This window comes from Stenotrophomonas sp. 86156_Sma (genome assembly GCF_056481625.1).
This window is the reverse complement of the sequence record NZ_CM151157.1, coordinates 351,103-370,000: the sequence shown is the minus strand read 5'-3', so window position 1 is coordinate 370,000 and position 18,898 is coordinate 351,103. Positions and strand designations below refer to the sequence as shown.

Annotated in this window: 15 protein-coding genes; 10 read left to right on the top strand and 5 right to left on the bottom strand. The window is 68.3% G+C overall.

What is annotated here, in order from left to right; translation table 11 throughout:
• Positions 1 to 32 precede the first annotated feature (32 nt).
• Positions 33 to 1,244, bottom strand: coding sequence for a tyrosine--tRNA ligase (gene tyrS, locus ACZK33_RS01635; protein ID WP_134951770.1), 1,212 nt, complete (start codon positions 1,242 to 1,244; stop codon positions 33 to 35).
• 167 nt (positions 1,245 to 1,411) lie between these two features.
• Between tyrS and ACZK33_RS01630 the strand changes: the two genes are divergently transcribed.
• Together ACZK33_RS01630 and ACZK33_RS01625 are read left to right on the top strand one after the other, a co-directional pair.
• Positions 1,412 to 2,884 carry a M23 family metallopeptidase gene (locus ACZK33_RS01630; protein ID WP_423173874.1) on the top strand — a complete coding sequence of 491 codons (1,473 nt, stop codon included), beginning with the start codon at positions 1,412 to 1,414 and terminating at the stop codon, positions 2,882 to 2,884.
• Positions 2,885 to 2,949: 65 nt separating this feature from the next.
• Positions 2,950 to 4,077, top strand: a complete 1,128-nt coding sequence (locus tag ACZK33_RS01625) for an anhydro-N-acetylmuramic acid kinase (RefSeq protein ID WP_423173875.1) — start codon at positions 2,950 to 2,952, stop codon at positions 4,075 to 4,077.
• Positions 4,078 to 4,147: 70 nt separating this feature from the next.
• On the opposite strand, the gene ACZK33_RS01620 is transcribed toward ACZK33_RS01625, so the two are convergent.
• The 3 genes from ACZK33_RS01620 to ACZK33_RS01610 all read right to left on the bottom strand — a co-directional run bounded on the left by ACZK33_RS01620 (position 4,148) and on the right by ACZK33_RS01610 (position 6,627).
• Entirely contained in the window at positions 4,148 to 4,378 is a 231-nt protein-coding gene (locus ACZK33_RS01620) for a hypothetical protein (protein WP_005420465.1), read from the bottom strand.
• A 78-nt stretch (positions 4,379 to 4,456) separates the two neighbouring features.
• Complete coding sequence (locus ACZK33_RS01615) at positions 4,457 to 5,830, bottom strand: AmpG family muropeptide MFS transporter (protein WP_423173876.1); 1,374 nt, start codon at positions 5,828 to 5,830, stop codon at positions 4,457 to 4,459.
• Positions 5,827 to 6,627, bottom strand: a complete 801-nt coding sequence (locus tag ACZK33_RS01610) for an exodeoxyribonuclease III (RefSeq protein ID WP_032128444.1) — start codon at positions 6,625 to 6,627, stop codon at positions 5,827 to 5,829. The genes ACZK33_RS01615 and ACZK33_RS01610 overlap by 4 nt, the downstream gene beginning before the upstream one ends.
• A 162-nt stretch (positions 6,628 to 6,789) precedes the next feature.
• Between ACZK33_RS01610 and pyrE the strand changes: the two genes are divergently transcribed.
• The 8 genes from pyrE to ACZK33_RS01570 all read left to right on the top strand — a co-directional run bounded on the left by pyrE (position 6,790) and on the right by ACZK33_RS01570 (position 16,232).
• Positions 6,790 to 7,449, top strand: coding sequence for an orotate phosphoribosyltransferase (gene pyrE, locus ACZK33_RS01605; RefSeq protein ID WP_010486876.1), 660 nt, complete (start codon positions 6,790 to 6,792; stop codon positions 7,447 to 7,449).
• Positions 7,450 to 7,468: 19 nt separating this feature from the next.
• A complete protein-coding gene (locus ACZK33_RS01600; RefSeq protein ID WP_423173877.1) occupies positions 7,469 to 8,137 on the top strand; it encodes a hypothetical protein in 669 nt (222 codons plus the stop codon).
• Between the two features lie 174 nt (positions 8,138 to 8,311).
• Positions 8,312 to 8,404: a potassium-transporting ATPase subunit F gene (locus ACZK33_RS01595; RefSeq protein ID WP_005407770.1), complete on the top strand. Its 93-nt coding sequence runs from the start codon at positions 8,312 to 8,314 to the stop codon at positions 8,402 to 8,404.
• 12 nt (positions 8,405 to 8,416) lie between these two features.
• Entirely contained in the window at positions 8,417 to 10,126 is a 1,710-nt protein-coding gene (kdpA, locus tag ACZK33_RS01590; RefSeq protein ID WP_423173878.1) for a potassium-transporting ATPase subunit KdpA, read from the top strand.
• 10 nt (positions 10,127 to 10,136) lie between these two features.
• The gene (kdpB, locus tag ACZK33_RS01585) at positions 10,137 to 12,194 is read left to right on the top strand and encodes a potassium-transporting ATPase subunit KdpB (RefSeq protein ID WP_423173879.1); all 2,058 of its coding nucleotides are present in this window, start codon (positions 10,137 to 10,139) and stop codon (positions 12,192 to 12,194) included.
• A complete protein-coding gene (gene kdpC, locus ACZK33_RS01580; RefSeq protein WP_422347057.1) occupies positions 12,191 to 12,841 on the top strand; it encodes a potassium-transporting ATPase subunit KdpC in 651 nt (216 codons plus the stop codon). The genes kdpB and kdpC overlap by 4 nt, the downstream gene beginning before the upstream one ends.
• Before the next feature lie 36 nt (positions 12,842 to 12,877).
• Complete coding sequence (locus tag ACZK33_RS01575) at positions 12,878 to 15,538, top strand: sensor histidine kinase (protein ID WP_368851616.1); 2,661 nt, start codon at positions 12,878 to 12,880, stop codon at positions 15,536 to 15,538.
• On the top strand, positions 15,519 to 16,232 hold the full coding sequence (locus tag ACZK33_RS01570; protein WP_004153862.1) for a response regulator transcription factor: 714 nt from the start codon (positions 15,519 to 15,521) through the stop codon (positions 16,230 to 16,232). Before ACZK33_RS01575 ends, ACZK33_RS01570 begins: the two co-directional genes overlap by 20 nt.
• Before the next feature lie 319 nt (positions 16,233 to 16,551).
• Here the strand turns inward: ACZK33_RS01570 and ACZK33_RS01565 are convergent, their stop codons facing one another.
• On the bottom strand, positions 16,552 to 18,897 hold the full coding sequence (locus ACZK33_RS01565; protein ID WP_423173880.1) for a phosphomannomutase/phosphoglucomutase: 2,346 nt from the start codon (positions 18,895 to 18,897) through the stop codon (positions 16,552 to 16,554).
• Between the last annotated feature and the right edge of the window lies 1 nt (position 18,898).

Genomic DNA, 18,898 nt, shown 5'->3' with positions numbered 1-18,898 from the left:
GAAGGGCCGGCTGCGCCGGCCCTTCCTTTGTCTCAGGCAGCGACCAGGCGCACGCGGGCGAAGGTGCGCTTGCCGACCTGTAGCAGGCCTTCGAAGCCCGGCTGCAGCACCTGCTGGCCGTCTTCGACCACTTCACCGTCCACCTTGACCGCACGCTCCTTGAGCTTGCGGTTGGCTTCGGAGTTGCTCGGGGTCAGGCCGGCCGCGGTCAGCAGTGCGGCGATACGCAGGCCTTCGGCCGGGATCGCCACGTCCTGCAGCGGCAGCTGGGTGATGTCGCCCTGCCCGGTCACCGCCGCTTCCCAGCCGGCAATGGCCTGCTCGGCCGCCGCGGCGTCGTGGAAGCGGGTGGCCAGTTCACGCGCCAGGCGCAGCTTGACCACGCGCGGGTTCAGGCCGCCATTGGCCACCTGCTCGCGCAGCTGTACGGCTTCGGCCTGGCTGATGTCGAAGGACAGCAGCTCGATCCAGCGCCACATCAGGGTGTCGTCCACCTTCATGGTCTTGGTGACGATGTCGATGGCCGGTTCGCTGATACCAATGTAGTTGCCCAGCGACTTGGACATCTTGTTGACGCCGTCCAGGCCTTCCAGCAGCGGCATGGTCAGCACCACCTGCGGTTTCTGGCCGTGGTGTTCCTGCAGGCCACGGCCCATCAGCAGGTTGAACTTCTGGTCGGTACCGCCGAGCTCGACGTCCGCTTCCAGGGCCACCGAGTCGTAGCCCTGCACCAGCGGGTACAGGAACTCGTGGATGGCGATGGACTGCTGGGCGGCATAGCGCTTGGCGAAGTCGTCGCGCTCGAGCATGCGCGCCACGGTGTGCTGGCCGGCCAGGCGGATCATGTCGGCGGCGCCCATCTTGCCGAACCACTCCGAGTTGAAGCGGACTTCGGTGCGGTTGCGGTCCAGCACCTTGAATACCTGCTCTTCATAGGTACGGGCATTGGCCAGCACGTCGTCCTTGCTGAGCGGCTTGCGGGTCAGGCTCTTGCCGGACGGGTCGCCGATCATGCCGGTGAAGTCGCCGATCAGGAAAATGACCTGGTGGCCGAGGTCCTGGAACTGGCGCATCTTGTTCAGCAGCACCGTATGGCCCAGGTGCAGGTCGGGCGCGGTGGGGTCGAAGCCGGCCTTGATCCGCAGCGGGCGGCCTTCCTGCAGGCGCGCACGCAGATCCTCGAGCTTGAGGATCTCGTCGGCACCACGGCCGATCAGGGCAAGGGCTTCTTCAATCGAGGACACGTGACTACTCCCGGCAACGCCGATTCTTGTGTGGGGTGTTAAAGCAAAGTTAACCCGATTGGCTTCACAAAAGCCAATGGGCACAAGGGTTTGACGCCGTTTTCTCAGGTGTCTATGGTAACCGGCGATCAGGCCCGTGCTCCCGGGCTGCCAGGAAAAAACCGCCGATGCACAATTCCGAACAAGGGCGCGCACGCAAGCAGCGCTTCCAGGAACGCCTCCACGTCCTGCACGACAACGCCCTGCATCGGAAGCTCAGGCAACATCTTCCCGCCGCCTTCAATGAGCGCTGGACCCGCCGTCATTGGATGCATGCCAGCCTGTTCGCGACCATCGGCGCCCTGGTGGCGACCATCGTCCCCGGCTTCTCGCACACCATCGACGCGCCCTTCGCCGACAGCCACACCAGCCTGGCGCTGCCGTTGCCGCCGCTGACCCTGGCCCGCCAGCAGCAGGTGCCCGGCGACAGCTGGCAGGTGCTGCGGGTGCAGCGCGGCCAGACCCTGAGCGACCTGTTCGACAAGGCCGGCATTCCGGCCACCACCCTGCACCGGGTACTGGACCACCCAGGTGCGCGTGAGGCGCTGACCAAGCTGCGCCCGGGTGCCGAGATCGCCTTCGACATGCCGCTGTCCGGTGACCTGCGCAGCATCCGCTTCGACCGCGATGCCGACAACCGGGTGGAACTGAGCCTGGCCGGCGATGACATCAAGGAGAAGGTGACCAAACGCGAGACCTCCACGCGCACGGTGGTCACCAGCGGCGAGATCACCAGCTCGCTGTATGCCGCGGCCCGGCGCGCCGGGCTGTCGCCGTCGGCGATCGCGACGATGACCGACGACATCTTCAAGTACGACATCGACTTCTCGAAGGACCTGCAGCCGGGCGACCGCTTCAGCGTGGTGATGGATGAAACCTGGCGCGAAGGCGAGAAGGTGGACACCAGCAAGATCCTGGCCGCGACCTTCACCACCGGTGGCAAGACCTATTCCGGCTTCCGCTTCGACCGCAACGGCAAGTCCGAGTACTACGACATCAACGGCCGTTCGCTGAAGAAGAGCTTCATCCGCATGCCGATCCCGTTCGCACGGCTGAGCTCGACCTTTGGCGCGCGCAAGCACCCGGTGCTGGGCAAGATGCGCATGCACAAGGGCGTGGACTACGCCGCGCGCACCGGCACCCCGATCATGGCCGCCGGCGACGCCCGCGTGCAGTTCGCCGGGGTGCAGCGCGGCTACGGCAACGTGGTGATCCTCGACCACGGCCGCGGCCACACCACCCTGTACGGCCACATGTCGCGCTTTGCGAACATCAAGACCGGCCAGCGTGTGGCCCAGGGCACGGTGATCGGCTATGTCGGCTCGACCGGCCTGGCGACCGGCCCGCACCTGCACTACGAATTCCGCGTCAACGGCGAGCACCGCAACCCGCTGACCGTGACCATGCCGCCGCCGGAGCCGCTGAAGGGCGCCGAGCTGGTCGCCTTCCGCGCGCAGACCGCACCGGCGATGGCGCGCATCCAGGGCATGGAGAAGCTGATCTACGCCGACGCCAGCCCGGCACCGACCAGCCGCGACGAGGCCGCCCCCGAGGTTGCCAGCGCCAAGGACAAACAGGCAACCGGCCGCAAGCGCGGCTGAGCCCCTGCGTTGACGAAGAAGGACGCGGCAGCCCAAGCTTGCCGCGTCCTTTTTTTATGCCTGCCATGAACACGACTGCCGACAGCGACGCCCCCCTGTACCTTGGCCTGATGTCGGGCACCAGCGCCGACGGCATCGATGCCGCACTGGTGCAGTTCCCCGCCAGTGGTGGCTGCCGCTTCGTGCATGGGCTGACCGCCCGCTGGGAGCCGGTGCTGCGCGCGCGGCTGGTGGCGCTGGGCGAAGGCGGGCCGCTGGATTCGCTGGAAGAGCTCGGCGAACTGGACGCGCGGATTGCGATCAGCTTCGCTGAAGCCGCCAATCAACTGCTGGCCGAGGCCGGCGTGGACCGCAGCCAGGTCCGCGCGATCGGCTCGCACGGCCAGACCGTGCGCCATCGCCCGCTGGCCAATCCGGCCTTCACCGTACAGCTGGGCGACGGCAACCGCATCGCCGAGCTGACCGGGATCACCACGGTGTGTGATTTCCGCCGCCGCGACGTGGCAGCCGGAGGCCATGGTGCGCCGCTGATGCCGGCCTTCCACCTCGGCATGCTGGGCACGGCTGATGAAGACCGCGCCGTGCTCAACCTGGGCGGGATCGCCAACCTGACCCTGATCCCGCGCGAAGGCGCGGTGCGTGGCTTCGATACCGGCCCGGCCAACGCGCTGATGGATGCCTGGTGCCAGCGCCACACCGGCCGCACCTTTGATGCCGACGGCGCGTATGCCGCCAGTGGCGCGGTGGACGAACGCCTGTTGGCCGGCTGGCGTTCGGAGCCGTGGTTCGCGCTGCCGCCGCCGAAGAGCACAGGCCGTGAGCAGTTCCACCTGGCCTGGGCCGAGGCCCACATGGGCGAAGGCCAGTACGCTGCCGCCGATGTGCAGGCCACCCTGCTGGAGCTGACTGTGGCGACGGTGGCCGATGCGCTGCTGGCGCAGCAGCCGCAGACCCGGCGCCTGCTGGTGTGCGGCGGCGGGGTGCGCAACCGGCAGCTGATGAAGCGGCTGGCTGCACGGCTGCCGGGGGTGCAGGTGGAGTCCAGCGCGGTGCATGGGCTGGACCCGGAGTACGTGGAGGCGATGGGCTTTGCCTGGCTGGCGCAGCGGACGATGGACGGGCTGGCCGGCAACCTGCCGAGCGTGACCGGGGCGACGGGGCCGCGGATCCTGGGGGCGATCCACCTGGCGTGAGGTGGTCATCCACGCATGGCGTGGATCTACCGGGAACGGCGGTCGAGCGTGGCTCGACGCTACATGGGCACTAATCGAAGCCCTGCCCTGCGGGCAGGGCCTGCAGGGCGGCGATGGCGTCGGAGAGCGCGTCCACTTCGGGATCGCCGAAGCCGGAGCGGACCTCCAGTTCACTGCTGAACAGGCCCTGCTCCAGCAAGGCGGCGCAGGTCTGTTCGTGGGTCCAGCCGCGGGCAACCGCGACACGTCGGATACGTTCCAGCAGCAGCGGGTCCAGGTCCCGCAGCACAACGTCGGCCATGCTCACTTCCCCGTTCGCAAGGCACCGCCCCCTCGGCGCGTCGGGGGCGATGATCCCGCAGACCGGGCGGGCAGGCAATCAGGCGGCGCTTGCGGCCTGGCGACGGCGCTGCTGCACGATCAACAGAGCGCAGAGGATCACCACCGGGATCGCCACCAGCGCGGTACCGACGAAGAACAGCGCGTAGCCTTCCAGCAGCGTCCGGCCCTGCGCGAGCGTCTGTACCGACCACCCCGAGAGCCCCTTGAGCGCCTTGCCGGGCATCGCGTAGAACGAACTCAGCAGCGCGTACTGGGTTGCGGTGTATCCGATGCTGGTCAGGCTCGACATATAGGCGATCAGCGCCGTACCGGCGAAACCGCTGGCGAAGTTGTCGATTGCCATGGCCACCGCGAAATGGGTGGTGTCCGGGCCCGAATAGGCCAGCCAGGCAAACGCCAGGTTGGAGGCCGGACCCAGCACGGCGCCCACCATCAGCGCCGCCAGCACTCCCCAGCGAACCGAGACCAGGCCCGCCGCAGCAATGCCGACGAAGGTCGCGACCAGGCCCACCGAGCCACGTACAGCGCCAACGGTGTCCTCGTCCAGGCCGAGATCGACGTAGAACGGGTTGGCCATCGGCCCCATGACGAAGTCGGCCATGCGATAGACGCTGATGGCCACCAGGATCAGGATCGCACCACTACGATGCTCGCGGACGAAGGCGATGAACGGCCCCACCACGGCGTCGAACAGGCCCCGCGGCGTCCACAGCGAGGTCGCCTGAACCTGCACGGCAGCCACTTCCCGCGCGGGCTCACGGGCCATGACCACGGCCACCACGCCAAGCGCCATGAGGACGGCCATGATCTCGTACGAGACCTGCCAGCCGACACGGGCCGCGATGATCAGGATCAGCGCATCGGTGACCAGCAATGCGGTGCGATAGCCCAGCGCCGAGGATGAGGTCAGCAGGCCCAGCTGCTCGCTGTTGTCAGCACTTTCAATGCGCCAGGCATCGATGACGATGTCCTGGGTGGCCGAAGCAAACGCCACGATCACGGCCATCACGCCGAACACGACGATGTGCTGCCAGGCGATACCCAGGAACTGGATCTGGCCCCCCTTGGGCTGGACCAGCGCCATGCCGACCAGGCCCACCACCACGACCAGCTGCGACAGCAGCATCCAGCCACGGCGGCGGCCAAAGCGACCGAACAGAGGCACGTCGGTCTTATCGACGATCGGCGCCCACAGGAACTTCATGGTGTAGGCCAGCCCGACCCATGACAGGAAACCGATCGTGCTCAGCTCGATGCCTTCCTTGCGCATCCAGAAGCCGAGCGTGTTGCCCACCAGATAGATCGGCAGGCCGGAACTGAAGCCGAGCAGCAGCATCGCCAGCACCTTGCGCTGGCTCAGGTTGGACACCACCTGCTGCCACGGCCGACGCGGCTTGGCAGCCTCGGTCACAGGTCGTAGTCCACGATGAACGGCGCGTGGTCGGAGAAGCGCTCGTCGCGGTAGATCGAGCAGCTGCGCAGGCGGTCACGCAGGCCCGGGGTGATGAACTGGTAGTCGATGCGCCAACCGACATTGTTGGCACGGGCAGCGCCGCGGTTGCTCCACCAGGTGTAGTCCTCGCCGGTGGGGTTGAGCAGGCGGTAGGCGTCAGCCCAGCCACGGCCGGCGGCGACATCGGTGGCCTGGCCATGGTCGGCGCACAGGGCATTGAGCCAGTCGCGCTCTTCCGGCAGGCAGCCGGAGTTCTTCTGGTTGGACTTCCAGTTCTTGATGTCCAGCGCCGAACGCACGATGTTCCAGTCGCCGCACAGCACGTAGTCGCGGCCGCTGCGCGCCCATTCCTCGAGGATCGGCCGCAGCCATTCCATCACTTCGAACTTGAAGCCCTGGCGCAGGTCGCCCGAGCTGCCCGACGGGATATAGAAGGAGACCACGCTGAGGTTGCCGTAGCGCGCCTCGATGTAGCGGCCTTCGTCGTCGAACGGGGCCCAGCCCAGCGAGGTGATCACCTGGTCCGGCTCGCGCTTGCTGTAGATCGCCACACCGCTGTAGCCCTTCTTGGTGATGGCGTCGCGGTAGAAGCAGTGGTGGCCGTCCGGGCGGAACATCGGGTCGGTCAGCTGGTCTTCCTGGGCCTTGGTCTCCTGGATGCACAGGACGTCGGCGTCCTGGGACCGGAACCAGTCGAGGAAGCCCTTGGTTGCGGCGGAGCGGATGCCATTGGCGTTGAAACTGATGATGCGCATGCGGGGGACCTGCGGCGGGAAACCGGGCAAGCATACCGGTTGCCTGCGGGGCTGCGCAGTCCGCCAGGCCGGGCCGCGACACCCTTCACAGGGCCCCGGACGAGCGCGAAACGCCCAGCTGGATTAGGATTTGTGCTCCAAATGAAGATGAATCGAGTTTTGATGAGCGACCACCGCCACCGTTTCCTGCAGCTGGCCCTGACCGCCGACGCCCTGCGCTTCGGCCAGTTCACCCTCAAGTCCGGCCGGCTGAGCCCCTATTTCTTCAACGCCGGTCGTTTCGACTCCGGTTCGCTGCTGTCGCAGCTCGGCGCCTGCTACGCCGATGCCATCGATGCCACCGGGATCAAGTACGACGTGGTGTTCGGCCCGGCCTACAAGGGCATTCCGCTGGCCACCGCGATGGCCTGCGAGCTGGCCCAGCGTGGCCGCGACCTGCCGCTGTCGTTCAACCGCAAGGAAGCCAAGGACCATGGCGAAGGCGGCCAGCTGATCGGCGCCGACATGAATGGCAAGCGCGTGCTGATCGTCGACGACGTGATCACCGCCGGCACCGCGATCCGCGAAGCGCTGGGCATCATCCGTGCCGCCGGTGGCACCCCGGCCGGCATCGTGGTGGCACTGGACCGCCAGGAGATCGCCTCGGAAACCGACCGCCGCTCGGCGGCACAGTCGGTGGCCGAAGAGGCCGGCATTCCGGTGATCGCCGTGGCGTCGCTGGCCGACCTGCTTGATTTCGCCTCCGGCAACCCGGAACTTGTGGGTTACCGGCAGCCGCTGGAAGCCTACCGGGCCCAGTACGGCGTCCGTTCGATCCGCTGACCGACCCAGGGGAAAGGTCATGTCCCGAGTTCCTGCTGTCCTCTTTGCCGGCCTGCTGCTGGCCGTGCCGTTCACCGTACCGGCGCAGTCGCGCGACAGCGGCAAGACGGAAAAGAAGCTGTACTGCTGGAACGAGGGCAAGGAGCGGATCTGCAGTGATTCGCTGCCGGCCGACGCGGTCAACCATGCCCGCGAGGAGTTCAACGCGAAGAGTGGCCTGCGCAATGCGCAGGTCCAGCGCGCGTTGACCGACGAAGAGCGCGCCGCCGCCAGCACGGAGGCGGCGCAGCAGCAGCTGGACCTGATGGCCGCGCAGACCCGCCAGCGCACCGAGCAGGCGATGCTGACCACCTATGGCAGCGAGGACGACCTGCGCCGGGTGTTCGCCGAGCGCCAGGAAGTGCTGGACAACAACCTGAAGACCGCCGAGTACAACGTCACCAGCCTGCGTGAGTCGCTGGTGGCGCTGCTGGCGGCCGCAGGTGACCGCGAACTGGCCGGTGGCAAGGTGGCCGACAAGCAGGCCGAGGCGATCCGCCAGCGGCACGTGCAGCTGCAGTCGCAGCAACGGCTGCAAGCCGGGTTCCTGCAGCAGCAGCAGGTGTTGAAGGCCGAGATCGACAGCACCCTGCAGCGCTATCGCGAGCTGAAGGGGCAGGTGCCGGCGAGCCAGGCTCCGGCGGGCTGACCACGCTCCCGTCGCCGGGCATGGCCCGGCGCTACCCAGGGCCTGGTTACGGATTGGCCCACGGAATTTATGCACTCTTTACGCGTCGGCCCGGTCCGGCGCGTAGTGCGTTTATGGGGGGCAGGACGACGATGACGGCCTGAGGTGGAGGGGTTCCACCAGGACGCTATTGCAATGTCCCCCTGGCTGTCGTTGTTGTGTGGCGTGCTGGTGCTGGTCGCCGCCGCCTATCTCCTTTATGTCGTGCTGCGGCCCGAGTCGTTCTGAGCGGAGCCGGCCATGACTGAGATGCTTGTGATTATTGCCGCCAGCCTGCTGCTGGCGTGGCCGCTGGGCCTGTACCTGGCCCGCGTGATGCGTGGCACGCCGATGAAGGTCGACGTGCTGTTCCACTGGATCGAGAAACCGCTGTACAGGGTGTTCGGGGTCGATCCGTCGCGCTCGATGTCCTGGCGCGGCTACGTGCTGGCCTTCGTGCTGAGCAACGTGGTGGTCGCGGTACTGACCCAGGCGGTGTTCATGACGCAGGCCTGGCTGCCACTGAATCCGGACCAGATCCCGAACATGCGCTGGGACACCGCGCTGCACACGATGATCTCGTTCCTGACCAACACCAACCAGCAGCACTATTCGGGTCAGGCGCAGCTGTCCTATCTCTCGCAGATGACCGGCATCACCGGCCTGCAGGTGGTCACGCCGATGATGGGCCTGGCGCTGGCAGTGGCGACGCTGCGCGCGTTGTTCTCGCGTGCGCCGCAGGCTGCGGTGGCGACGGGTACCGGCGATGACCGCCAGGTGGCGGTGGGCAACTACTACGTGGACGTGGTGCGCCTGTGCGTGCGCTTCCTGTTGCCGCTGTGCCTGGTGTGGACCCTGCTGCTGACCAGCCAGGGCGTGCCGTCGACGATGACCGGTGGGCCGCAGGCCACGCCGATCGACGCCAGCGCCGGCATGGCCGAACAGAAGCTGCCGCTGGGCCCGGTCGGGGCGATGGTCGCGGCCAAGCAGCTGGGCGCCAACGGTGGCGGCTGGTACGGCCCGAACAGCAGCTTCCCGCTGGAGAACCCGACCCCGCTGTCGAATGCGCTGGAAATCGTCGGCATCCTGCTGGTGCCGATGTCAGTGATCTTCATGATCGGTGTGTTCACCGGCCGACGTCGCTTCGGCGCCCTGGTGTTCAGCTGCATGCTGGGCATGTCGCTGCTTTCCACCGGCGCGATGATGTGGAGCGAAGGACATAGCGCCAGCGCCGCCACGCCGCTGCTGATGGAAGGCAAGGAGGTGCGCTTCGGCGCCGATGGCACTGCGCTGTGGGCGGCGGTGACCACCCAGGTCTCCAACGGCTCGGTGAACGGCATGCACGATTCGCTGGCGCCGCTGAGCGGTGGCATCGCGATGGTCAACATGCTGGTCAGCGCGATCTGGGGCGGCATCGGCTGTGGCCTGCAGCAGTTCATCGTCTATCTGCTGCTGGGCGTGTTCCTGGCCGGGTTGATGACTGGCCGCACGCCGGAACTGTTCGGCCGCAAGCTGGAGACGCCACAGGTGCGGCTGCTGGCCCTGCTGGTGCTGCTGCAGCCGATCACCCTGCTGGTGTTCACCGCGATCACCCTGGCCGTACCCGGCCTGGCAGGGACCTCCAACCCCGGCTTCCATGGCATCAGCCAGGTCTTCTACGAGTACGTCTCGGCCTACGCCAACAACGGTTCGGGCTTCGAAGGGCTGGGTGACGCCACGCTGTGGTGGAACCTGAGCTGCTCGCTGGTACTGCTGCTGGGCCGCTTCCCGCTGCTGATCATTCCGCTGGTGGTGGCCGCACAGCTGGCTGCCAAGCGCCAGGCCCCGGAGTCTGCCGGCAGCCTGCAGATCGAAACCCCGACCTTCGCCCTGACCCTGGTCTCGGTGATCGTCATCCTGACCGTGCTGCAGTTCATGCCGGCGCTGGTACTCGGCCCGATCGCCGACCACCTGAGCCTGGGACTGCACTAAGGACACCCTGATGAGTACCCAAGCAAGTTCAACCCGTAGTACCCATGCAGCGCGCCCTGCCCTGCTGGATGGCGCCGGCCTGCGCCGTGCGCTGGTCGATGCAGTGCGCAAGCTGTCGCCGATGCATCTGGTGCGCAGCCCGGTGATGGCGGTGGTGATGGCCGGCACGATCGTGGCCGCGATCGTCACCCTGACCGGCAATGCACCACTGGGCTTCGGCCTGGCAGTGACCGTGATCCTGCTGGTGACCGTGCTGTTCGGCAACTTCGCCGAAGCGGTGGCCGAAGCGCGTGGCCGTGGCCAGGCCGCCTCGCTGCGGCGTGCCCGCCAGGACCTGGTGGCGCGCCGGCTGGCGGCGCCGCAGCCGGGCGCCGCCGAAACCCAGGTACCGGCCGCCGAACTGCGCCCGGGCGACCACGTGATCGTCAGCGCCGGTGAGCTGGTGCCGGCCGATGGCGAGATCGTGCAGGGCCTGGCCACCATCAACGAAGCGGCGGTGACCGGCGAATCGGCGCCGGTGCTGCGCGAGGCCGGTACCGACCGCTCCGGCGTGATCGGCGGCACCAAGGTGCTGTCCGACCAGATCATCGTGCGGGTGACCGCCGAACCGGGCCACAGCTTCCTGGACCGGATGATCGCGCTGGTGGAAGGCGCCAACCGCCAGAAGACCCCGAACGAGATCGCGCTGACCCTGCTGCTGGCGGCGATGACGTTGACCTTCCTGGTGGTGGTGGCCACGTTGCCGGCCATTGGTGCCGCGGTCGGCGTCAAGGTCGACCCGCTGCTGCTGATCGCGCTGCTGGTATGCCTGATCCCGACCACCATCGGCGGCCTGCTGCCGGCCATCGGCATCGCCGGCATGAACCGTGCGCTGGCCGCCAACGTGCTGGCCAAGTCGGGCAAGGCGGTGGAGGTGGCCGGCGACGTCGACGTGCTGCTGCTGGACAAGACCGGCACCATCACCTACGGCGACCGCCAGGCCAGCCACTTCCATCCGCTGGCCGGCATCGACGCCAGCCAGCTGCGCGAGGCGGCACTGCTGTCCTCGCTGGCCGACCCGACCCCGGAAGGCAAGTCGATCGTGCGCCTTGCGCGCGAACAGGGCTGTGCCACCGCCGAAGCGGACCACGCCGAGTACCTGGCGTTCAGTGCGCAGACCCGCATGTCCGGCGTGGATCTGGAACATGGGCGGCAGATCCGCAAGGGCGCCGCCGATGCGATCCGCACCCACGTGCAGGCGCTGGGCGGCAACGTGCCGGCGGAACTGGCCGGTCGCGTCGAGCAGGTCGCACGCAATGGTGCCACCCCGCTGGTGGTGGCCGAGGGCCGCCACGTGCTGGGCGTGATCGAGCTGTCGGACGTGGTCAAGCACGGCATGCGCGAGAAGTTCGCGCAGTTGCGGGCGATGGGTATCCGCACGGTGATGATCACCGGCGACAACCCGCTGACCGCCGCCGCGATCGCTGCCGAAGCCGGCGTCGACGACTACATCGCCGAGGCTCGCCCGGAGGACAAGCTGGCACGCATCCGCCAGGAGCAGGCCGGCGGTCGCCTGGTGGCGATGGTCGGTGACGGTACAAACGACGCCCCCGCACTGGCCCAGGCCGACATCGGCCTGGCGATGAACTCCGGTACGCAGGCGGCGAAGGAGGCCGGCAACATGGTCGACCTCGATTCGGACCCGGCCAAGCTGCTGGCGGTGGTGGAAGTAGGCAAGCAGCAGCTGATCACCCGCGGCGCGCTGACCACCTTCTCGCTGGCCAACGACGTCTCCAAGTACTTCGCGATCCTGCCGGCGCTGTTCGCCGCGGCCGTTCCGACCATGGCCGCACTGAACGTGATGCAGCTGTCGAGCCCGCGCAATGCGGTGCTGGCAGCGCTGATCTTCAACGCCCTGGTGATTCCCGCCCTGATCCCGCTCGCCCTGCGTGGCGTGCGCTTCCGCCCGGCCACTGCAACCGCACTGCTGCGCCGGAACATGCTGGTGTACGGCCTCGGCGGCGTGCTGCTGCCGTTCGCAGCGATCAAGGCAATCGACCTCCTTCTTGTCCTGGTATTCGGCGCATGAACCGTTCCGCTTCCACCTCCACCTCCCTGTCCCGCGAAGCAAAAGCCGAGGCCCGCGTGGCCAGCCTGCAGGATGGCGCCAGCTGGCGCCCGGCCATCGGCCTGGGCCTGGCTACCCTGCTGCTGGCCGGTGCGGTCTACGCCGGTATCGCCACCGGTTTCGCCGGTCTGGCCTACCCCACCCAGGCCGAGGGCAGCCTGCTGCGCGATGGCAACGGCCAGGTGCGCGGCTCGGCGTGGCTGTCGCAGCCGTTCACCGGTGACGGCTATTTCCAGGCGCGTCCGTCGGCGGCCAGCTACGACCCGATGGCCGCGGCCGGTTCCAACATGGCGCGCAGCAACCCGGCGCTGGCCGAGCGTGTTGCCGCCAGCACGGCTGCAGTGGCCGCGCGCGAAGGTGTCACCCCCGCGCAGGTACCGGCAGACCTGGTCACGCAGTCCGCGGGTGGCCTGGATCCGCAGCTGTCGCCGGCCGCGGCGCAGCTACAGGTGGCACGCGTGGCGCGCGCCCGTGGCCTGCCGGTGGAACGCGTGCAGGCACTGGTGCAGGCGCATACCGAAGGTCGCCAGTGGGGCCTGTTCGGCCAGCCGCGGGTCAACGTGGTGACGCTGAACTTCGCGCTGGACCACGCAGCCAAGGCACCGTGATGCCGGCCTGCACCGGCTGCGCGCACAATGGCACCCATGACTGATGCGCGTACCCGCCAGGCCGATGCCCTGGTCGAAGGCCTGCAACGCGAAGCCGGCGGCAAGCTGACCGTGTTCCTCGGCGCGGCGCCGGGCGTGGGCAAGACCTACACCATGCTGACCCGCGCACAGGAACAGCTGCGCCGCGGTGTCGACCTGGTCGTGGGCCTGGTGGAAACCCACGGCCGCGCCGATACCCAGGCGCTGCTGGAGGGCCTGCCGCAGTTGCCGCTGAAGGCAGTGGCCTATCACGGCCATACCCTGCAGGAAATGGACCTGGATGCCGTGCTGGCACGGCATCCAGCGCTGGTGCTGGTGGACGAACTGGCCCATCGCAATGCGCCGGGCAGCCGCCATGAGCGGCGCTGGCAGGACGTGATGGAGCTGCTGGACGCCGGCATCGACGTCTGGACCACGGTCAACATCCAGCACCTGGAAAGCCTCAACGACGTGGTGATGCGGATCACCGGCGTACGCGTGAGCGAGACCGTGCCGGACGGCGTGCTCGACCGCCTGCATGACATCGTGCTGGTCGACCTGCCGCCACGCGAACTGATCGCGCGCCTGCAGCAGGGCAAGGTCTATGTGCCCGAACAGGCCGCGCAGGCGCTGCAGGCGTTCTTCTCGCCGGCCAACCTGACCGCGCTGCGTGAACTGGCGATGCAGGAAGCCGCCGACCGCGTCGACAGCAGCCTGCGTGAAGCACGCGCCGCACGCGGCGAGAGCAACCTGCCGCTGCGTCGCGGCGTGCTGGTGGCCATTGATGGCGGCGGTCAGAGCGAATACCTGGTGCGGGTGGCGCGTCGCATCGCCGAACGCCGCGACGCGCCGTGGACGGTGGTGACCGTGCAGGGCCGACGCCAGGACGAGGCGACCCGGCGCGAAATCGATGCGGCCTTCGCACTGGCACGGCGCCTGGGCGGCGACGCCGAACTGCTGCACGGATCGAGCATCGCCGATGCCCTGCTCGACCATGCCGCGCACAACGGCGTGTCGACCCTGGTGCTCGGCCGGACCCGCGAACGTCCGCTGGCGCGGATGTTCAACCGCACCCTGACCCAGCAGCTGATCCAGCGCGGCGCGCACTACGAGATCACCATCATCAGCACGCCGCAGGCACGTGCACGTTCGCGCCGCGAGGGGCTGATGGCACCGGTGCGTGGTTTCAGCCATGAACCCGTGCAGGCCCTGATCGCCACGGCGTTGGCGTGCGTGGTTGCCTGGCTGGCCGAACGCTGGGTGGGCATGGCCGACCTGTCGATGGTGTTCATCGTGGCGGTGGTGCTGGTGGCTGCACGCACCCGTGCCAGCGTGGCGGTGATGGCGGCGATCCTGTGTTTCCTCGCCTACAACTTCCTGTTCATCGCACCGCGCTTTACCTTCGCCATCGGCGCACGCCAGGGCGTGATCACCGTCTTCCTGTTCCTGGCCGCCGCACTGGTGGCCGGACGCCTGGCCTCGCGCCTGCGCATGCAGGTGATCGCGCTGCGTGCGGCCAACCGCCATGCACGTGCGCGCCAGCAGCTGGGCCGGCAGCTGGCCAGTGCCGCCGGCAACGGCGAGGTGGCACAGGCGGGTCGACATGCGCTGGAACAGGCGATGGACGTGCCGGCGTGGCTGCGGATCGGCGCCGACACCGCAACCGGTGGCCGCAGCCAGCCCGGCGACACCGACCTGGCCGCCGCCGACTGGGCGCTGCGCCATGGCCAGCCCAGTGGACGCTTCACCGATACCCTGGCCGGTGCGCAGTGGTGGTTCCTGCCGCTATTGGATGGCGAGGACCGCGCGATCGGCGTGGCCGGCCTGTACCTGCCCGGCGCACAGGCGCGCCTGCTGCCCGAACAACGGCAGCTGGCCGAAGCAATGGTCGACGACATCGCGCAGGCCGCGCTGCGCACGCGGCTGGTGGCCGAACTGGAGCAGGCGCACGTCAGCAACGAGACCGAGCGACTGCGCTCGGCGCTGCTCTCTTCGGTGTCGCACGACCTGCGCTCGCCACTGGCGGCGATGATCGGCTCGGCCGACAGCCTGGCCAGCTACGGTGCGGCAATGGATACGGCCGATCGCCGCGCCCTGCTCGACACCATCCTGGTCGAGGGCGAGCGGCTGGACCGCTACATCCAGAATCTGCTGGACATGACCCGCCTCGGCCACGAGGGATTGAAGATCAACCGCGACTGGATCGGCGTGGACGAACTGATCGGCTCGGCCGCACGGCGCCTGCAGCGCTACCAGCCCAGGGTGCGGCTGGAGCTGGACATTCCGGCCACGCTGGCGCCGATCTGGGTACACCCGGCGCTGGTCGAACAGGCGGTGTTCAACGTGATGGAAAACGCGGCCAAGTTCTCACCGCCCGATGCCGCCGTGCAGGTCCAGGCGCGCGAGCTGGACGGCCAGCTGCGCATCGACGTGATCGATGCCGGCCCCGGCATTCCCGACGACGAGCGTGCGCGCATCTTCGACATGTTCTACAGCGTCGAACGCGGTGACCGTGGCCGCCACGGCACCGGCCTGGGCCTGACCATCTGCCAGGGCATGATCGGCGCGCACGGCGGCAGCGTGCAGGCGCTGCCCGGGCGCGACGGTCGCGGTACCCTGATCCGCATCACCCTGCCCCTGCTCAAGCCAGCCTCCCACGATGAGCCCGACCCCGATTGATGCCAGCGTGCCGGCCGCGCGCGTGCTGGTGATCGATGATGAAACCCAGATCCGCCGGTTCCTGGACATCAGCCTGCGCGCGCAGGGCTACCAGGTACGGCAGGCGGCGACCGGCCAGGAAGGCCTGCAGCTGGCTGCCAGCGAGGACATGGATCTGGTGATCCTGGATATCGGCCTGCCGGACATGGAAGGCCACGAGGTGCTGGAACAGCTGCGGCAGTGGAGCCAGGTGCCGGTGATCATGCTAACCGTGCGCGCCGGCGAAGCCGAGAAGGTACGGGCGCTGGACACCGGCGCCAACGACTACGTGACCAAGCCGTTCGGCACGCAGGAGCTGATGGCGCGGGTGCGGGCGCTGCTGCGCACCCGCAGCGTGCCCAGCGACGGCACGCCGCCGGTGTTCGACGACGGCCACCTGCATGTGGACCTGGTGCGCCGTGAAGTGGCGCTCGACGGCGAGCCCGTCGCATTGACCCGCAAGGAGTACGCGCTGTTGTCGCTGCTGCTGCGCAACGCCGGGCGGGTGGTGACCCAGCCCCAGATCCTGCAGGAGATCTGGGGACCGACCCACCAGCACGACACCCACTACCTGCGCATCCTGGTCGGCAAGCTGCGGCACAAGCTGGGTGATTCAGCGCTGGATTCGCGCTACCTGTTCACCGAACCGGGCGTCGGGCTGCGGTTCAAGGGGTGAGGGTGTGCCGACCAACGGTCGGCATCCACCAAAGCGAATCCGGAAGAGCATCCACGCATGGCGTGGATCTACTGTGTCGACCAAGGTCGACACCTACCAACAGCGGTCCATGCCGTTCCGACAGATCGCGGAAATTGTCAGGGGTGGGGCGGTGTCGGAGTGCGGGGTGTCAGCCGCATGGATGCGGCTGCCAAGCCTACAGGGACGTACTTGCGGCGTCCCCGCACTCCGACACCGCCCCGCCATCTCGCGGATAGCTCGCTATTGATGTTGATGTTGCCGTTGCTTCGGCCGGTGCCGGGCGCCGCCCGGCCCCACCTCAGAACCCCAGCGGGGTGTCGCCCAGCACCGGTTGCAGCTGGCTGCGGAACAGCGCCTGGATGCGTTCCAGTGCCGCCTCGTCGTTGCCTTCGAAACGCAGCACCAGCACCGGCGTGGTGTTGGAGGCGCGCACCAGGCCCCAGCCATCGGGGAAGTCCACGCGCAGGCCGTCGATGGTCGACAGGCGACCGCGCACATACGGGTTGTCCGGCGACTGCGCCGCCGCCACCAGCATCGCCACCAGCGCATGCGGCGTGCCGTCGGCCACCGGCACCTTCAGCTCCGGCGTGGCCACCATCTCCGGCAGCTCTGCCAGTACCTCGTCCGGAGTCTCCTCGCGCTGGGCCAGGATCTCCAGCAGGCGCGCGGCCGCATACAGGCCGTCATCGAAACCGAACCAGCGCTCCTTGAAGAAGAAGTGGCCGCTCATCTCGCCAGCCAGCTCGGCATCGGTCTCGCGCATCTTCGCCTTCATCAGCGAATGCCCGGTCTTCCACATCAGCGGGCTGCCACCATTGCGCAGCACGTGGTCGGACAACTTGCCGGTGCACTTCACGTCGTAGATCACCATCGCGCCGGGGTTGCGCATCAGCACGTCGGCGGCGAACAGCATCAGCAGGCGGTCGGCATAGATGATCTTTCCTTCGCCGGTGACCACGCCCAGGCGGTCACCGTCGCCATCGAAGGCAACGCCGAGATCGGCACCGAAGCGCTTCACCGTCTGCACCAGGTCTTCCAGGTTGGCCGGCTCGCTGGGGTCGGGATGATGGTTGGGGAAGGTACCGTCGACATCGCAGTACAGCGGGATGACTTCCGCACCGATCGCTTCCAGCAGCTGCGGCGCGAGCGCGCCGGCCACGCCGTTGCCGGCATCGGCCACGACCTTCAATGGGCGGTCCAGCTGCACGTCGTCGGCAATGCGCTGGATGTAGTCGGCGCTGACATCGCGCTGCTGGTAATCGCCCGGCTCGGCGGCCTGTACCAGGCGGCCTTCGACGATGCGCTGGTACAGATCGGTGATGGCATCACCGGACAACGTCTCGCCGCCGATGACCACCTTGAAACCGTTGTACTCGGGCGGGTTATGGCTGCCGGTGACCGCCACGCAGGTGCCGGTACGCAGATGGAAGGCGGCGTAGTACACGACCGGGGTCGGTGCCAGGCCGATGTCGATCACCGCGCAACCGGCGCGCCTCAGGCCCTCGGCCAACCCTGCGGCCAGTTCCGGGCCGGACAGGCGGCCGTCGCGGCCGATCACCACCTCGCGCAGGCCCTGCTCCAGGGCCACGGTGCCGATGGCCTGGCCGATCAGCGCCGCCGTTTTCGGCGTCAGTTCACTGCCAACCACGCCGCGGATGTCGTAGGCGCGGAAGATACCGGCCGCCAGTTCCTCGGCCGGAACCGGTGGCGGGGGCGGCGGTGCACTTTCAGTTGTGCTGGCCTCGGCCACCGGCGGCGGCGCCATCTGCAGGCTCTCGCTCAGGGTCGGGCCATGATCGGCTTCCGCCACGGTCGCCCGGCGCGGCAGCGGCAGCGACTTCGGCAGGCGGCCGCGCCCCACCACCAGCAGCACGGCGATGAACGCCAACAGCAGCCCAACGATGGCGCTGGCCAGCGAACCCAGGCCCAGCGGACCAGGTTCGACATTGGGTACCGCGGCCACCAGCCGCAACGGCGTCCCCGGAATCGGCCGCGCCAATGCTTCGGCGCTTTCGGCCAGGCCGGCATCGCCCTGGGCAACGAGGTCATGCGCGCCCTGGCGCAGGCCAAGGAAACCGGCCGATGGCGCACTCACCTGGTCCAGCGGCGAGGTCAGCCGCAGCAATGGCTGGCGCACGTAGAGCACCGCCGGGCCGAGACTGCCCAGTTGAACCGGCGCTGCCAGGCCCAGGCGATTGCCACCGCCATCGCGGACCACGCGCAGGCTGGGCTTGCCTTCGGCCAATGCCGCTTCCAGCAGCGCCAATCGGGCATAGCCAAAGGCGGCCGGGTCGGCGTAGGCGTTGGCCAGATCGGCGGTCAGTACCTCGGCGTGCTCGACGCCGGTCCAGCTCTCGCGGACCGCGAGTGCCGCCGCAGCGGCATCACCGGCCTGCAGCGCCTGCTGCACGCGCTCGTTCTTCAGCTGCTGCTGCAGCTGCTTCAGCTGGCCGGCAGCGGCCTCCTGCAGGCCCTGCACGGCCTGGTCACGAGCAGCTTCCAGCGCCTGGCCGTTGGCCTCCTGGCGCCATTGCTGCACTGCGCTCCATCCGAACCAGCCGGCCAGCAGGATCAGCAGCACCCCCAGTAGTGGCGCACTGCGTCCCAACGACCGTCCCCGCTGTCCTTCCCCGATGCCGCTCATC

Coding starts and splice junctions, on each gene's coding strand:
- ACZK33_RS01575 (WP_368851616.1), top strand. CDS start 12,878: ATGACTGATGCGCGTACCCGCCAGGCCGATGCCCTGGTCGAAGGCCTG.
- ACZK33_RS01630 (WP_423173874.1), top strand. CDS start 1,412: ATGCACAATTCCGAACAAGGGCGCGCACGCAAGCAGCGCTTCCAGGAA.
- ACZK33_RS01610 (WP_032128444.1), bottom strand. CDS start 6,627: ATGCGCATCATCAGTTTCAACGCCAATGGCATCCGCTCCGCCGCAACC.
- pyrE (WP_010486876.1), top strand. CDS start 6,790: ATGAGCGACCACCGCCACCGTTTCCTGCAGCTGGCCCTGACCGCCGAC.
- ACZK33_RS01620 (WP_005420465.1), bottom strand. CDS start 4,378: ATGGCCGACGTTGTGCTGCGGGACCTGGACCCGCTGCTGCTGGAACGT.
- ACZK33_RS01625 (WP_423173875.1), top strand. CDS start 2,950: ATGAACACGACTGCCGACAGCGACGCCCCCCTGTACCTTGGCCTGATG.
- kdpB (WP_423173879.1), top strand. CDS start 10,137: ATGAGTACCCAAGCAAGTTCAACCCGTAGTACCCATGCAGCGCGCCCT.
- ACZK33_RS01595 (WP_005407770.1), top strand. CDS start 8,312: ATGTCCCCCTGGCTGTCGTTGTTGTGTGGCGTGCTGGTGCTGGTCGCC.
- kdpC (WP_422347057.1), top strand. CDS start 12,191: ATGAACCGTTCCGCTTCCACCTCCACCTCCCTGTCCCGCGAAGCAAAA.
- kdpA (WP_423173878.1), top strand. CDS start 8,417: ATGACTGAGATGCTTGTGATTATTGCCGCCAGCCTGCTGCTGGCGTGG.
- ACZK33_RS01570 (WP_004153862.1), top strand. CDS start 15,519: ATGAGCCCGACCCCGATTGATGCCAGCGTGCCGGCCGCGCGCGTGCTG.
- ACZK33_RS01565 (WP_423173880.1), bottom strand. CDS start 18,897: ATGAGCGGCATCGGGGAAGGACAGCGGGGACGGTCGTTGGGACGCAGT.
- ACZK33_RS01600 (WP_423173877.1), top strand. CDS start 7,469: ATGTCCCGAGTTCCTGCTGTCCTCTTTGCCGGCCTGCTGCTGGCCGTG.